Origin of the sequence: Microbacterium sp. NPDC088619, from assembly GCF_044752825.1 — a bacterium.
Classification (GTDB): domain Bacteria; phylum Actinomycetota; class Actinomycetes; order Actinomycetales; family Microbacteriaceae; genus Microbacterium.
Genome location: NZ_JBIVLZ010000001.1, coordinates 738566 through 752542, shown reverse-complemented (window position 1 = coordinate 752542; position 13977 = coordinate 738566). Strand labels below are relative to the sequence as shown.

General features: G+C 67.8%; 14 protein-coding genes. 9 read left to right on the top strand and 5 right to left on the bottom strand.

Annotation, left to right across the window (positions count from 1 at the left end; genetic code table 11):
* Positions 1–7: 7 nt before the first annotated feature.
* From ACIP5T_RS03970 to ACIP5T_RS03955, 4 genes are read right to left on the bottom strand one after another with little or no spacing between them, the layout of a single operon-like run.
* Entirely contained in the window at positions 8–481 is a 474-nt protein-coding gene (locus tag ACIP5T_RS03970) for a YbaK/EbsC family protein (protein WP_400860751.1), read from the bottom strand.
* A gap of 34 nt (positions 482–515) precedes the next feature.
* Positions 516–1742, bottom strand: a complete 1227-nt coding sequence (locus ACIP5T_RS03965) for an MFS transporter (RefSeq protein ID WP_400860750.1) — start codon at positions 1740–1742, stop codon at positions 516–518.
* Positions 1739–2176 (bottom strand): MarR family winged helix-turn-helix transcriptional regulator, encoded by a 438-nt coding sequence (locus tag ACIP5T_RS03960; protein WP_400860748.1) that lies wholly within the window; start codon positions 2174–2176, stop codon positions 1739–1741. Before ACIP5T_RS03960 ends, ACIP5T_RS03965 begins: the two co-directional genes overlap by 4 nt.
* 40 nt (positions 2177–2216) lie before the next feature.
* Positions 2217–3002: an IclR family transcriptional regulator gene (locus ACIP5T_RS03955; RefSeq protein ID WP_400860745.1), complete on the bottom strand. Its 786-nt coding sequence runs from the start codon at positions 3000–3002 to the stop codon at positions 2217–2219.
* A gap of 103 nt (positions 3003–3105) precedes the next feature.
* On the opposite strand from ACIP5T_RS03955, the gene ACIP5T_RS03950 reads away from it, so the two are divergent.
* The 3 genes from ACIP5T_RS03950 to ACIP5T_RS03940 are packed head-to-tail and all read left to right on the top strand — an operon-like array spanning position 3106 to position 5757.
* The gene (locus tag ACIP5T_RS03950) at positions 3106–3879 is read left to right on the top strand and encodes a CoA transferase subunit A (RefSeq protein ID WP_400860743.1); all 774 of its coding nucleotides are present in this window, start codon (positions 3106–3108) and stop codon (positions 3877–3879) included.
* A 1-nt stretch (position 3880) separates the two neighbouring features.
* Complete coding sequence (locus ACIP5T_RS03945; protein WP_400860741.1) at positions 3881–4531, top strand: CoA transferase subunit B; 651 nt, start codon at positions 3881–3883, stop codon at positions 4529–4531.
* A gap of 23 nt (positions 4532–4554) precedes the next feature.
* Entirely contained in the window at positions 4555–5757 is a 1203-nt protein-coding gene (locus ACIP5T_RS03940; protein WP_400860739.1) for an acetyl-CoA C-acetyltransferase, read from the top strand.
* Positions 5758–5763: 6 nt separating this feature from the next.
* Here ACIP5T_RS03940 and ACIP5T_RS03935 read toward each other — a convergent pair whose 3' ends face one another.
* Positions 5764–6042, bottom strand: coding sequence for a hypothetical protein (locus ACIP5T_RS03935; RefSeq protein ID WP_140036887.1), 279 nt, complete (start codon positions 6040–6042; stop codon positions 5764–5766).
* Between the two features lie 233 nt (positions 6043–6275).
* Between ACIP5T_RS03935 and ACIP5T_RS03930 the strand changes: the two genes are divergently transcribed.
* From ACIP5T_RS03930 to ilvN, 6 genes are read left to right on the top strand one after another with little or no spacing between them, the layout of a single operon-like run.
* The gene (locus ACIP5T_RS03930; protein WP_400860737.1) at positions 6276–7553 is read left to right on the top strand and encodes an MFS transporter; all 1278 of its coding nucleotides are present in this window, start codon (positions 6276–6278) and stop codon (positions 7551–7553) included.
* Positions 7554–7604: 51 nt separating this feature from the next.
* The gene (locus tag ACIP5T_RS03925) at positions 7605–9014 is read left to right on the top strand and encodes a trehalose-6-phosphate synthase (RefSeq protein ID WP_400860735.1); all 1410 of its coding nucleotides are present in this window, start codon (positions 7605–7607) and stop codon (positions 9012–9014) included.
* 45 nt (positions 9015–9059) lie between these two features.
* Entirely contained in the window at positions 9060–9857 is a 798-nt protein-coding gene (otsB, locus tag ACIP5T_RS03920) for a trehalose-phosphatase (RefSeq protein ID WP_400860734.1), read from the top strand.
* A 9-nt stretch (positions 9858–9866) separates the two neighbouring features.
* On the top strand, positions 9867–11585 hold the full coding sequence (gene ilvD, locus ACIP5T_RS03915) for a dihydroxy-acid dehydratase (RefSeq protein WP_311257481.1): 1719 nt from the start codon (positions 9867–9869) through the stop codon (positions 11583–11585).
* Between the two features lie 60 nt (positions 11586–11645).
* Positions 11646–13448 (top strand): acetolactate synthase large subunit, encoded by a 1803-nt coding sequence (locus tag ACIP5T_RS03910; protein ID WP_400860733.1) that lies wholly within the window; start codon positions 11646–11648, stop codon positions 13446–13448.
* A 2-nt stretch (positions 13449–13450) separates the two neighbouring features.
* Positions 13451–13960 carry an acetolactate synthase small subunit gene (ilvN, locus tag ACIP5T_RS03905; protein ID WP_400785880.1) on the top strand — a complete coding sequence of 170 codons (510 nt, stop codon included), beginning with the start codon at positions 13451–13453 and terminating at the stop codon, positions 13958–13960.
* The last annotated feature ends 17 nt before the right edge of the window (positions 13961–13977 follow it).

Sequence of the window (13977 nt, the reverse complement as noted above, 5' to 3'; positions counted from 1 at the left end):
CGGTCGGTCACCCGACCGCGATGACGTCTCCGTCGGTGAGGTGCCGAAGGGAGTCGAAGGTCAACGGCATCACCGTGTGGGGGTGCCCGGCCGCTGCCCAGAGCTCTCGGTGCTCGCGGAGATCCTCGTCGATGTAGGTCCGCAGTCGCGTCGGATGCCCGACCGGGGCGACTCCGCCGATCGCCTGCCCGGTGGCGTCTCGGACGACGGATGCCGGTGCCATCGCGATCGTGGTGGCGCCGATGCTGCGTGCCAGGACCTCGAGATCGACCCGGTGTCCACCGCTCGTCATCACCAGCACGGGGGTCTCGTCGGCGACGAACACGAGGCTGTTCGCGATCGCTGAGACATCGCATCCGATCGCGGCGGCAGCCTCGCGGGCGGTCCGCGCGGAATCAGGCAGGACGCGTATCTCGGCCGTGACGCCCGCGTCGATGAGGTGCTGCTGGACGAGCCTGCTGCGCTCGGGGAGGTCGTTCATGACCCCACGGTATCGAACGCAGCAGGCGCGAGTCTCAGGCGGCGTCGCCCAGCAGGATGGCCTCTGCGTCTTCGACGGCGGCGTCATCCGGCTCGTCGTCGATGTGTGCGAGGATCCTGCGCCCGAGGAAGACGGTCAGAGCGGCGACGAGCACCGCGATGCCTGCCACGAGGTAGGGGACCGTCGCATCGAATGCGTGCCACAGAGCTGCCGCGAGCGGCGGAGCGATGGCTCCGCCGAGGAACCGCACCGAGGAGTACGCCGACGAGGCCACCGAGCGGGGCAGATCCGTCGCCTCCATGACCGCTTCCGTGAGCACGGTGTTCATCACGCCGAGGAGCAGCCCGCCGACCACGATGCAGACGACGAGGGCGACTGCCGACTCGACCAAGAGCCCGGCGACGATCAGATCGACCGCGAGAAGCGGGAGGACCGTGAGGAGGACACGCGTGCGTGACATCCTTCGCATCAGCAGCGGTGCGACCCACACGCTCGTCACGGCGAGCGCGATGCCCCAGCCGAAGAAGGTGAAGCCGATCCCCATCGCCCCGAAGCCCAGTGGGAACGGCGAGAAGGCGAGCAGGATGAAGAACCCGATGTTGTAGAAGAACGCCGCAGTCGCCAGCACCGCGAGCGCGGGGTTGCCGAGGGCCTTGAAGGGCGCCGAGAACGGCACGGGGGTGCGCTTCTCGCCCGGCCCGCGCAGCAGCACGAGGACGGCGAGGAACGCGATGGCCATCAGCGCCACGACGCCGAAGAACGGTGCGCGCCAGCTCTGTTCGCCCAGGAGGCCCCCGAGGAGCGGGCCGATCGCGATGCCGAGGCCGAGAGCCGCCTCATACAGGATGATGGCCGCGGAGCTGCCCCCTGCGGCCGAACCGACGATCGTCGCCAATGCGGTCGAGATGAAGAGCGCATTGCCGAGTCCCCACCCCGCGCGGAAGCCGATGACCGCGTCGACGCTGCCGCTGAGCGCGCAGAAGAGGGCGAACACGACGATGAGGGCCAGTCCGATCAGCAGGGTCTTCTTGGCGCCGATGCGGCTCGAGATCCAGCTGGTGACGAGCATCGCGAGTCCGGTGACCGCGAGGTAGCTCGTGAACAGGAGCTCGGTCTGGAACGGGGTCGCCTGGAGCGACTCCGCGATCGCCGGGAGGATCGGGTCGACCAGGCCGATTCCCATGAAGGCGACGACGCACGCGAAGGCGACGGCCCAGACCTGGGCCGGTTGCTTCCACACTGAGGTGGCGGGGGTGTTCACTCTGCTGCTCCTGTCGAGTCGGTGATGGTGTGTGCCGCGAGGATCTCGGCGGCGCGTGTCAGGATTCCCCACTCGTCGGCATCGAGGTCGGCGAAGCGCGGAGCGAGCGTGTCTCGGAACTCCTCGCGCCACGCCTGCAGTGCGCGGGAGCCGGCCGCAGTGATGGCGACGGCTGTCGCGCGGGAGTCCTCGGCGACGGGGGACCGGAGGACCAATCCCTCGCGCTCGAGATTCCCGATGAGCCGGGTCATCCCGGGCTGGGTCGTGCGTGCGGCTGCCGCTAGCTCTCCGACCCGTCTCGGCCCGGACTGCTCGAGCAGACTCAGCACCCGCCACTGCGCGGCAGGTGCGTCATTGCCGGCGTCCTGTGCGGCGATCCGGCCGAGCGCATACCCGGAGAGCACGAGCGAGGGGATGACATCCTGACGATTCATACCAACAAGTATATAACAGAAGGTATGTAATGATTCCGAGTCAGCGTCGGGCGCCGGCGATCCGCGCTGAGAGCTGGTGCGCGTGGGCGAGGAGTGTCCTGCCGAGGTCGCCGATGCGATCGGGGCCGAAGCGGAATCCGACACCGGTCAGACTCAGAGCCCATTCCGGTCGTCCGGAGCGATCGAACACGGCCGCGCCGAGTCCCCAACTGCCTTCGACGATGAGTCCTGGATTCACCGCGTAGCCCCGCTCCTTGGTCTCGCTCAGGCGAGTTCTCAGAGGTCGGGTGCTGTGCTGGCGACCCCAGGTGCTCTCCAGCTCGGGATGACGGTCGAGATAGGCGTCCACATCGTGGTCAGGCAGGAAGGCCAGGATGGCGAGGCCAGCGCTTGCCACTCCGAGCGGGAACCGGACTCCCTCGCTCAGCACGAAGGACCGGATCGGAAATGACCCTTCCTCGCGGAGCAGGCAGACCGTCTCGTCGGCCCTGCGCACCGAGAGGAAGGCGCTCTCCTCAGTCCTCACCGCGAGGGAACGGACGATGTCCCTGGCGAGTGCGGTCACATCGTAGCGCGCGGCAGCCACGGATCCCATGAGGAAGAGCTCCGGCCCGGGCATCCAGCGCGTGCTGGACTCTTCGCGGTCGACCAGCCCTTCCGCCCGGAGCGCGGACAGGAGTCGATGGGTGGTCGAGCGGGACAGGTCAGCGGAGCGGGCGAGATCCTGCAGTGACGCGCCCTCGTGCCCGCTGGCGGTGACGAGTCGGAGGAGCTTCGCGGCGCGAGCGATCGCCTGCGCTCCCGGAACGACGACGTTCGATTCCATAATGTGGACGCTACGCCCCGATGCGACCACATGGCAACATGCGCCTTTCACTCAGGCGACCAGGAGCGGATGCTGAACAGGTATGCCTTTCGAAGGAGCAAGCGTGATCGACAAGCAGTGGGCGAGCGCCGCAGAAGCGGTCGCAGACATCGAGGACGGTGCGTCCCTCGCCGTCGGGGGCTTCGGGCTCTCCGGAAACCCGATCGCGCTGATCGAGGCGCTCCTCGCTCAGGGCACGAGCGGGCTCAGCATCGTGAGCAACAACTGCGGAGTGGACGACTGGGGGCTCGGCATCCTGCTCGCGGCCCGCCGCATCCGCAAGATGACCTCGTCGTACGTCGGGGAGAACAAGGAGTTCGAGCGGCAGTTCCTCTCCGGCGAACTCGAACTCGAGCTGACCCCGCAGGGAACGCTCGCCGAGAAGCTCAGGGCGGGAGGGGCTGGGATCGCCGCGTTCTTCACCCAGACCGGCGTCGGCACGCAGGTCGCCGAAGGTGGACTCCCGCGACGCTACAACCCCGACGGCAGCACCGCGGTGGCGTCTCCGGCGAAGGATGTTCGCACCTTCGACACCGCGGAAGGACCACGTGAGTATGTGCTCGAAGAGGCGATCACCACCGATTTCGCGCTGGTTCATGCGCTGGCGGGGGACAGACACGGGAATCTGATCTTCAACAAGGCGGCCCGAAACTTCAACCCGCTCGCGGCGATGGCCGCACGAATCTGCATCGCGCAGGTGGAGCAGCTCGTCGAACCGGGCGAGCTGGATCCGGACCGCGTCCATCTGCCGGGTGTCTTCGTGCACCGTGTCGTCGAGGTCGGCACCGACATCCCGAAGCGCATCGAACGTCGAACCGTCACGCCGGAAGGAGTCTGACATGGCGCTCACACGCGATGAGATGGCCGCTCGCGCTGCCGCAGAGCTGCGGGACGGCTCCTACGTCAACCTCGGCATCGGGCTGCCCACGCTCGTGCCGAACCACGTGCCGGAGGGCATCACCGTCGTGCTGCAGTCGGAGAACGGCATCCTCGGAGTCGGGCCTTACCCGCACGAGGATGCGGTGGATCCCGACCTGATCAACGCAGGCAAGGAGACGGTCACCGTCCTGCCGGGTGCTGCGTACTTCGACTCCGCGATGAGCTTCGGGATGATCCGGGGCGGAAAGATCGACGCAGCGATCCTCGGCGCGATGCAGGTGTCCGCGAGCGGAGACCTTGCGAACTGGATGATCCCCGGAAAGATGGTGAAAGGCCCGGGCGGCGCGATGGATCTCGTCCACGGTGCCGCGCGCGTCATCGTGCTGATGGAGCACGTCGCGAAGGACGGATCGGCGAAGATCGTGCACGACTGCTCGCTTCCCCTGACCGGCCGTCAGGTGGTCGATAGGATCATCACCGACCTGGCGGTGATCGACGTCACACCGGAAGGTCTCGCCCTCGTCGAGCTCGCACCGGGCGTGACGGTGGAGCAGGTCGTGGCGGCGACGGAGCCGGCACTCACGATCCCCGAAGAGCTGCACGACAGATGAACGCACAGAACGGAGGGGCGAAGATGACCGCCCAAGACCACTTGAGCGACGCGGACGTCGTGATCGTCGCCGCGGCGCGCACTCCCCAGGGTCGCCTCAAGGGACAGCTGGCGAGCTTCAGCGCACCGGAGCTCGGCGCATTCGCGATCCGAGGTGCCCTCGAACAGGGATCCATCGATCCCTCGGACGTGGACGCCGTGATCGTCGGCCAGGTCCTCGCGGCTGGCTCCGGACAGAACGCCGCGAGACAGGCGGCGATCGGAGCCGGCATCGGCTGGGACGTTCCCGCCCACTCCGTGAACAAGGTGTGCCTCTCGGGTCTCACTGCGATCATCGACGCGGCTCGGATGATCCGGACGGGAGACGCGGAGGTCGTCGTCGCGGCCGGGATGGAATCGATGACCAGGGCCCCGCACCTGCTCATGGGGTCGCGGGACGGCTGGACGTACGGCAGCGTCGAGGTGCTCGATCACATGGCCCACGACGGCCTCACCGACGCGTACGACAAAGAGAGCATGGGCGCGTCCACCGAGCGCCACAACGCCCGCTATGAGCTGACGCGCGCGGCTCAGGACGAGGTGGCGTCGCTGTCGCATCAGCGTGCCTCGGCGGCTCAGACCGCCGGCGTGTTCGACGACGAGATCGTGTCCGTCGCCGTTCCCCAGCGCCGGGGTGAGCCGTTGCTCGTCACCGCCGATGAGGGCATCAGGCCTGACACGACCGTCGAGTCGCTCGCGGGCCTTCGGCCGGCGTTCGCCGAGGGCGGCTCGATCACGGCCGGCAATTCGTCTCAGATCTCCGACGGAGCGTCGGCGGTCGTCGTGACCACCCGCGCCACGGCGGCGACCAGAGGCTGGCCGGTGCTCGTGACCGTCGGCGCGAGCGGGCAGACCGCAGGGCCGGACAACTCGCTGCAGGCCCAGCCCGCGCGGGCGATCGAACGCGCGTGCGAGAAGCAGGGCATCACACCCGCAGACCTCGATGTCGTCGAGATCAACGAGGCGTTCGGAGCGGTGGTCGCACGGTCTCAGGTCGAGCTCGGTCTGAGCAGCGACGTCGTCAACATCCACGGCGGCGGCATCGCGATCGGTCATCCGATCGGAGCATCCGGCACGCGGCTCGTCGTGCACGTCGCGCATGAGCTCGCGCGCCGCGGTTCGGGCACCGCTGCCGTCGGGCTGTGCGGTGGCGGAGGACAGGGCGAGGCGCTGATCCTCACCCGCTGAGGCGAGTCAGCGCTTGAGGGGCTTGATGCCCTTCGACTCCTTCTTCGCTTCCTTCTCGTGCTCCCTCTGCTGCTTCGCGTAGACGGGCGAGTCCGGCGAGACCGGTCGTCCCTGCTTCGCGCGGCGCGTGTCGATGACTGCTCCGATGGCGAGGGCCAGACTGATGCCCCAGCTCACCCACGCGAGAGCGGATCGCCACGTGAGCCGCGTGTCGCGGGAGCCGCGAAGAAGGGTGGTTCCCGTCATGATGGCGCCGAGGAGTCCGGTTCCCGAGAGGTAGTTCATGCCCTCACGCTACCTTCCGTTGGCCAGGCCGCGCTCAGCCTTGACAATCGGGGCCGGATTCTGTCAGGCGAAGCTGCGATGAGCGTAAGGTACTCGGACGCCGTTCTGCCGCGCGCGGTACGATGGGGGAGTCGCGGCTGGTCCGCGGCCGCAATCCGTGTATCTACCGGCCGCCGGCTTTCCGGCGGACAGCGGCGGCACCCGACCCCGCGTCTGCGGACGCGCGAGAGCCCATGACACACGCAACTCCCAGCCCTCAGAACCACGCCCCGACGCCGACCCCGACGCCGGAGGCACCTGGACTGCTCCGCATCGCGGGCCTGCCGTACTTCATCATCGCGTTCATCGCCCGACTGCCGTTCGCGATGATGGTCGTCGGAGTCCTCACCGTCGTCGTCTCGGCGCGAGGCTCGCTCTCGCTCGGCGGTCTCACCTCCGCAGCCGTCGGCCTGGGCACGGCGTGCTTCGGTCCCCTGCTGGGCGCCGCGGCCGACCGTTTCGGCCAGCGCATGGTGCTGCTGATCCTGGCGATCGCCAACGGGGCGATGCTGGTGCTGTTCACCGTCGTCGTCTACACCGGGGGAGCGGACGCTCTCGTGCTGATCTCCGCCTTCGGCATCGGCGCGACGGCCCCGCAGGTCGCCCCGATGTCACGATCCAGACTCGTCACGATGATCGCCGACCGGATGCCGGAGTCCCTCCGCACCCGCACCGTCTCGGGAACCATGGCGTACGAGTCCGCCGCCGACGAGACCGTGTTCGTGTTCGGGCCCTTCATCGTCGGCATCCTCGCGTCGGCGATCGCGCCGTGGGCCCCGCTCATCGGTGCGGCTGCGCTCACGGTGGTGTTCGTCGGCGCATTCGCCCTGCACCCGAGTGCGCGTGCCGTCTCCGTGCACCGAGATGAGCACGGCAGGGCACCGTCGTCGGTGTCGGAGCTCTTCAGTGCGCGTCTGCTGATCGTCGTCATCGGCATCCTCGGAGTGGGGATGTTCTTCGGCACGATGCTCACGGCGCTCACATCCTTCATGGCCGATCGAGGCGCCCCTGAGCAGGCAGGGCTCCTCTACGGTGTCATGGGCGTCGGCTCGGCGATCCTCGCCCTCGGCGTCGCGTGGCTGCCGGTGCGCTTCTCGCTGCGCGCTCGCTGGTTGATGTTCTCCGGCATCCTGCTTGCGGGCAGCCTGCTGCTGCTCCTCGTCGACTCGCCCGCGATGATGATGATCGCACTGGCGATCATGGGCATCGGAATCGGACCGACCCTGGTGACGCAGTACAGCTTCGGCGCTGCGCGCAGTCCGCTCGGCCGCTCGGCCACCGTGATGACGATGCTCGGCTCGGGGATCGTCGTCGGCCAGTCCCTCGGAGCGGCCGTGGCAGGGGAGCTCGCCGAGAGCGTGGGAACGGGCAGCGCCCTCGTCCTGCCGATCATCGCCGCCGGCGTAGCGTTCGCTTCCGCCCTTGTCAATTGGCACCTCAGTGCGACCGGACCTCGCGTAGCCTCGGTCTGAGCTTCTGTAGCCTGAGGAGCAACCCCACTGCATCGTCAGGAGCACTCACCAATGTCAGTCGCAGATTTCGTCGTCGTCGCCAACCGACTTCCCGTCGACCGGGTCGTGGGTCCTGACGGAGACGAGGAGTGGCGGACCTCCCCGGGCGGTCTGGTCGCGGCTCTCGAGCCGATGATGCGCAGCGCGCGCGGTGCCTGGGTGGGATGGCCGGGACAGCCTGACATCGAGCTGGACCGATTCGAGATCAACGGCATCGACCTGATCCCCGTGCCGCTCAGCGCCGAAGAGGTCGCCGACTACTACGAGGGCTTCGCCAACGACACGATCTGGCCGCTGTACCACGATGTCATCGCGCCCCCGCAGTACCACCGCGAATGGTGGGAGGCGTATGTCAAGGTCAACCGTCGGTTCGCTGAGGCCGCTGCCGACGTCGTCGCACCCGACGGCACGGTGTGGGTGCACGACTATCAGCTGCAGCTCGTGCCGCAGATGATCCGGGAGCTGAGGCCCGACGTCACGATCGGGTATTTCCATCACATCCCGTTCCCGGCGCACGGTCTCTACGCGCAGCTGCCCTGGCGCGATCAGGTGCTCAAGGGACTGCTCGGCGCCGACGTCATCGGATTCCAGCGTGCGCAGGACGCCACGTACTTCCTGACTGCCGTGCGCCGTCGCCTCCGCTACGAGGTCAAGGGGTCGGCCGTGGCGATCCCGACGGACGACGGAGGCACCCGCACTGCGGTCGCCAGGGCCTTCCCGATCTCCATCGACACGGCTCCGTATCTCGAACTCGCAGCCCGCCCCGAGGTGAGGGCGCGGGCAGCCGAGATCCGAGCGAGCCTCGGCAATCCCAAGAAGATCCTGCTCGGCGTCGACCGGCTGGACTACACGAAGGGCATCCGGCACCGCATCAAGGCCTACGGCGAGCTGCTCGAAGACGGGCAGCTGAGTGTCGACGACGTCACGTTCGTGCAGGTGGCGAGCCCGAGCCGTGAGCGCGTCGATGCCTACGTGCACCTTCGAGACGAGATCGAGCTGGCGGTCGGCCGCATCAACGGCGATCACGACACGATGGGCCACACGGCGATCCGGTATCTGCACCAGGGCTATCCGCGCGAGGAGATGGTCGCGCTGTACCTGGCCGCCGACGTCATGCTCGTGACCGCCCTGCGCGATGGCATGAACCTCGTGGCGAAGGAATACGTGGCGACCCGGGCCGACAACCGCGGGGTGCTCGTGCTGAGCGAGTTCACGGGTGCCGCCGATGAGCTGCGACAGGCGGTGCGGGTCAACCCTCATGACATCGCCGGGCTGAAGGACGCGATCATGACGGCGGTCGCCATGACGCCGGCCGAGCAGGGCAAGCGGATGCGGTCCCTGCGGCGCCGCGTGCTGGAGAACGACGTGAACGCCTGGTCGTCGTCGTTCCTCCGCGCGCTCGCTGACGTCCGCCGACGCTGATCCGCCGGGTCATACTGGGAGGACACCGCCTCGATTGGAGACCCTGTGACCCGTAGCTGGACCCCCGGAGAAGCAGACCCGGCGCTGAGCGCCATCGCAGCCACGCCCAGGCTGGTCGTCGCCCTGGACTTCGACGGCACGGCGTCTCCGCTCGTCCCTGACCCGATGGCCGCGCGCGCTCTCCCAGAGGTCGCGACTCAGGTCGCTCGGCTCGCTGCCCTGCCAGACACAGTGGTCGCCTACGTGTCGGGGCGAAGCATGCACGACCTGAGGGTTATCACCGAGCACACGGACGATTCGCTGATCGCTCTGGCCGGTTCGCACGGCGCCCAGTACTGGTACCCGGGAGTCGGCGATGCCCCGACCGACGGTGCCGAGACCGCTGAGGGGTCCCGTGAGGAGCTGTGGGAGGCTGCGCGACCGATCATCGATCGTTACGAGGGTGCCGAGCTCGAGCCCAAGACCTTCGGGATGGGCGTGCACACGCGCACTGCCACGCCCGAGGTCGAGAAGGCGGTGTTCGCCGAGATCGACGCTCTCGTGGCCGAGCGGTTCCCGCACTGGCGTCGGCGTGCCGGGCACCGCGTGCTCGAGTTCTCGTCGAGGAACGAGGGCAAGGATGCCGCCATGGCGGCCCTCCGCGAGCACTTCGACGCGACCGGAATCCTGTTCGCGGGCGATGACGTGACGGATGAAGACGCGATGCGCGTGCTCACCGACGGTGATCTGGGCGTGCGGGTGGGCCCGGGGGAGAGCGCCGCCGTGCTCCGTGTGGGGAATCCACAAGAGATGGCTCAGCTTCTGGAGGCGCTCGCGGACGAGCGCACCTCTCGGCGGGAATAGACTTCCGTCATGTCCTCGCATGATCCCTCCAGCAGCGCGCCCATCGACATCAAGCCCCGCAGCCGCGTCGTCACCGACGGCATCGAGGCGACGACCTCCCGAGGCATGCTCCGTGCCGTCGGCATGGGCGACGCCGACTGGGACAAGCCCCAGATCGGCATCGCCTCCAGCTGGAACGAGATCACCCCCTGCAATCTGAGCCTGGACCGTCTCGCTCAGGGTGCGAAAGAGGGGGTGCACTCGGGCGGCGGCTACCCGCTGCAGTTCGGCACGATCTCGGTGTCCGACGGAATCTCGATGGGCCACGAGGGCATGCACTTCTCGCTGGTGTCGCGCGAGGTCATCGCCGACTCGGTCGAGACGGTCATGATGGCTGAGCGTCTCGACGGATCGGTGCTGCTCGCAGGCTGCGACAAGTCCATCCCCGGCATGCTCATGGCCAGCGCACGCCTCGACCTCTCCAGCGTCTTCCTCTACGCCGGCTCGATCGCACCCGGTTGGGTCAAGCTGTCGGACGGCACCGAGAAGGACGTCACGATCATCGACTCGTTCGAGGCCGTCGGCGCGTGCCGCGCGGGTCTCATGAGCGAAGAAGACCTCAAGCGCATCGAGTGCGCGATCGCCCCGGGTGAAGGCGCCTGTGGTGGCATGTACACGGCCAACACCATGGCGTCGGTCGCCGAGGCCCTCGGCCTGAGCCTTCCCGGCTCGGCCGCACCGCCCGCTGCGGATCGCCGCCGCGACTACTTCGCGCACCGCTCGGGCGAGGCCGTCGTGAACCTGCTCCGTCAGGGCATCACGACCCGTGACATCCTCACCAAAGAGGCGTTCGAGAACGCGATCGCCCTTGCGATGGCCCTCGGCGGTTCGACGAATGTCGTGCTGCACCTGCTCGCGATCGCGCGAGAGGCCGAAGTCGAGCTGAGCCTGCACGACTTCAACCGCATCGGCGACAAGGTGCCGCACGTCGCAGACATGAAGCCGTTCGGCAAGTACGTCATGAACGATGTCGACCGCCACGGCGGCATCCCGGTGATCATGAAGGCGATGCTCGACGAGGGTCTGCTGCACGGAGACGCGCTCACCGTGACAGGCAAGACGCTGGCCGAGAACCTCGCGGACCTCGACCCGCAGCCCATCGACGGCGAGGTCATCCACACGTTCGACAACCCGATCCACGCGACCGGCGGCCTGACGATCCTGCACGGGTCGCTCGCCCCCGAGGGCGCGGTCGTGAAGACCGCGGGCTTCGACGCCGCCGTGTTCGAGGGCTCCGCCCGTGTGTTCGAGCGCGAGCGTGCCGCCATGGACGCCGTCGCCAACGGCGAGATCGAGGCGGGCACCGTCATCGTGATCCGCTACGAGGGCCCGAAGGGCGGACCGGGTATGCGTGAGATGCTCGCGATCACCGCGGCCATCAAGGGCGCGGGGCTCGGAAAAGATGTACTACTCTTGACTGACGGACGATTCTCAGGCGGCACAACCGGCCTGTGCATCGGCCACATAGCACCCGAAGCGGTGGACGCAGGTCCCATCGCCTTCGTGCGCGATGGTGATCTGATACGGGTCGATATCGCAGCTCGCTCTCTCGACCTACTCGTCGACGAGGCGGAGCTCGCCTCCCGCCGTTCTGGCTGGGAGCCGCTACCCCCGCGCTATACCCGTGGCGTTCTTGCCAAGTACTCGCGTCTCGTGCGGTCCGCCGCCGAGGGCGCGACGACCGGCTGATCCACGTCGGCTCCGGCTTCCCGCCTCCGACGTCGCCAACAGACCATCAGAAGGAGTGTCATGACTGCTGACACCGTCTCGGCTGTGCCGAGGCCGCCCGCACCCAAGTCCGCCGCACCCGAGATATCCGGAGCCGAGGCCGTGGTCCGCACGCTCGAGCTCCTCGGCGTCAGGGACGTCTTCGGTCTTCCCGGTGGCGCGATCCTGCCCGTCTACGACCCGCTTATGGACGCCGCCGAGCTCCGGCACATCCTGGTGCGACACGAGCAGGGAGCAGGCCACGCTGCCGAGGGCTATGCCTCCTCGTCGGGCAAGGTCGGCGTCTGCATCGCGACCTCCGGTCCCGGTGCCACCAACCTCGTGACCGCGATCGCGGACGCCTACATGGATTCGGTGCCGCTGCTCGCGATCACCGGTCAGGTGTTCTCGACCCTGATGGGCACGGACGCGTTCCAGGAAGCCGACATCGTCGGCATCACGATGCCGGTGACCAAGCACTCGTTCCTCGTGAAGGACGCGTCAGAGATCCCCGGTGCCATCGCCGCGGCATACGAGATCGCATCGACGGGCCGTCCCGGTCCGGTGCTCGTCGACATCACCAAGGACGCCCAGCAGGCCATGGCGCCGTTCGTGTGGCCGCCCAAGTACGACCTGCCGGGGTACCGACCCGTCACGAAGGCCCACGGCAAGCAGATCCAGGCGGCCGCTGCGCTCCTGGCCGAGGCCAAGAAGCCGGTGCTCTACGTCGGAGGCGGTGTGATCCGCGGTCGTGCGTCGGCCGAGCTGCTCGCTCTGGCCGAGACGACGAACGCACCGGTCGTGACGACCCTCATGGCTCGCGGCGCGTTCCCCGACTCGCACCAGCAGCACCTGGGCATGCCGGGCATGCACGGCACCGTTCCCGCGGTGCTGGCGCTGCAGGAGGCCGACCTGATCGTGTCGCTCGGCGCGAGGTTCGACGACCGTGTGACCGGCAAGGCCGCACTCTTCGCACCGAACGCCAAGGTCGTGCACGTCGACATCGATCCGGCGGAGATCTCGAAGATCCGCACAGCCGATGTGCCGATCGTCGGTGACGTCCGCGACGTCCTGGTGGATCTCGAGTCCGCGTTCCGCACGGCCGTCAGCACGACGACCCCCGACACGGAGGAGTGGTGGTCGTACCTCGACGGGCTGCGCACCGAGTTCCCTCTCGGATACGCGCCGACCACCGACGGCCTGCTCGCGCCGCAGTACGTGATCCAGAGGATCGGCGAGCTGACCGGCCCCGAGGGCATCTATGCCGCGGGCGTCGGACAACACCAGATGTGGGCCGCGCAGTTCATCAAGTACGAGCGACCCAACGCCTGGTTGAACTCCGGCGGTGCGGGCACGATGGGTTACTCCGTCCCCGCAGCCATGGGCGCCAAGGTCGCCGAGCCCGATCGCGTGGTGTGGGCGATCGATGGCGACGGATGCTTCCAGATGACGAATCAGGAACTCGCCACCTGCACGATCAACAACATCCCGATCAAGGTCGCGATCATCAACAACTCCTCGCTGGGCATGGTGCGCCAGTGGCAGACGCTGTTCTACGACGGCCGCCACTCGAACACCGACCTGAACACGGGCCACGGCACCGTGCGCATCCCCGACTTCGTGAAGCTCGCCGAGGCCTATGGCTGCCTCGCGATCCGCGTGGAGAAGGAGGAGGAGGTGGACGCGGCGATCAAGCTCGCACTCGAGACGAACGACCGCCCCGTCGTCATCGACTTCGTCGTCAGCGCCGACTCGATGGTGTGGCCGATGGTTCCCCAGGGCGTGAGCAACAGCTACGTCCAGTACGCCCGCGAGCACGCGCCCGCTTTCGACGAGGAGGACTGACCATGTCGACTCACGTGCTGAGCCTCCTCGTGGAGAACACCCCCGGTCTGCTGACCCGTGTCGCGGGTCTGTTCGCACGCCGCGGATTCAACATCGACTCGCTCGCGGTGGGTGTGACCGAGGTGCCTGGCATCTCGCGCATCACCGTCGTCGTCGACCTCGAGGATCTTCCTCTGGAACAGGTGACCAAGCAGCTCAACAAGCTGATCAACGTCATCAAGATCGTGGAGCTCGACTTCCCGACCTCGGTGCAGCGGGAGCACATGCTCGTCAAAGTCCGCACCGACAACGCGAACAGGTCGAACGTCATCGAGGTCGCGAACCTGTTCCGCGCTTCTGTCGTGGACTACGCGTCCGATGCGCTGGTGATCGAGGTCACCGGCGATCGGGGCAAGGTCGACGCCCTGCTCCGCGCCCTCGAGCCGTTCGGCATCAAGGAGATCGCGCAGTCGGGTCTCCTCGCCATCGGCCGCGGCGGCAAGAGCATCACCGAGCGCGTCCTGCGCGGCTGATCAGACTTCACACACGT

Coding starts and splice junctions, on each gene's coding strand:
- ACIP5T_RS03970 (WP_400860751.1), bottom strand. CDS start 481: ATGAACGACCTCCCCGAGCGCAGCAGGCTCGTCCAGCAGCACCTCATC.
- ACIP5T_RS03960 (WP_400860748.1), bottom strand. CDS start 2,176: ATGAATCGTCAGGATGTCATCCCCTCGCTCGTGCTCTCCGGGTATGCG.
- ACIP5T_RS03955 (WP_400860745.1), bottom strand. CDS start 3,002: ATGGAATCGAACGTCGTCGTTCCGGGAGCGCAGGCGATCGCTCGCGCC.
- ACIP5T_RS03945 (WP_400860741.1), top strand. CDS start 3,881: ATGGCGCTCACACGCGATGAGATGGCCGCTCGCGCTGCCGCAGAGCTG.
- ACIP5T_RS03940 (WP_400860739.1), top strand. CDS start 4,555: ATGACCGCCCAAGACCACTTGAGCGACGCGGACGTCGTGATCGTCGCC.
- ACIP5T_RS03935 (WP_140036887.1), bottom strand. CDS start 6,042: ATGAACTACCTCTCGGGAACCGGACTCCTCGGCGCCATCATGACGGGA.
- ACIP5T_RS03930 (WP_400860737.1), top strand. CDS start 6,276: ATGACACACGCAACTCCCAGCCCTCAGAACCACGCCCCGACGCCGACC.
- ACIP5T_RS03925 (WP_400860735.1), top strand. CDS start 7,605: ATGTCAGTCGCAGATTTCGTCGTCGTCGCCAACCGACTTCCCGTCGAC.
- ilvD (WP_311257481.1), top strand. CDS start 9,867: ATGTCCTCGCATGATCCCTCCAGCAGCGCGCCCATCGACATCAAGCCC.
- ACIP5T_RS03910 (WP_400860733.1), top strand. CDS start 11,646: ATGACTGCTGACACCGTCTCGGCTGTGCCGAGGCCGCCCGCACCCAAG.
- ilvN (WP_400785880.1), top strand. CDS start 13,451: ATGTCGACTCACGTGCTGAGCCTCCTCGTGGAGAACACCCCCGGTCTG.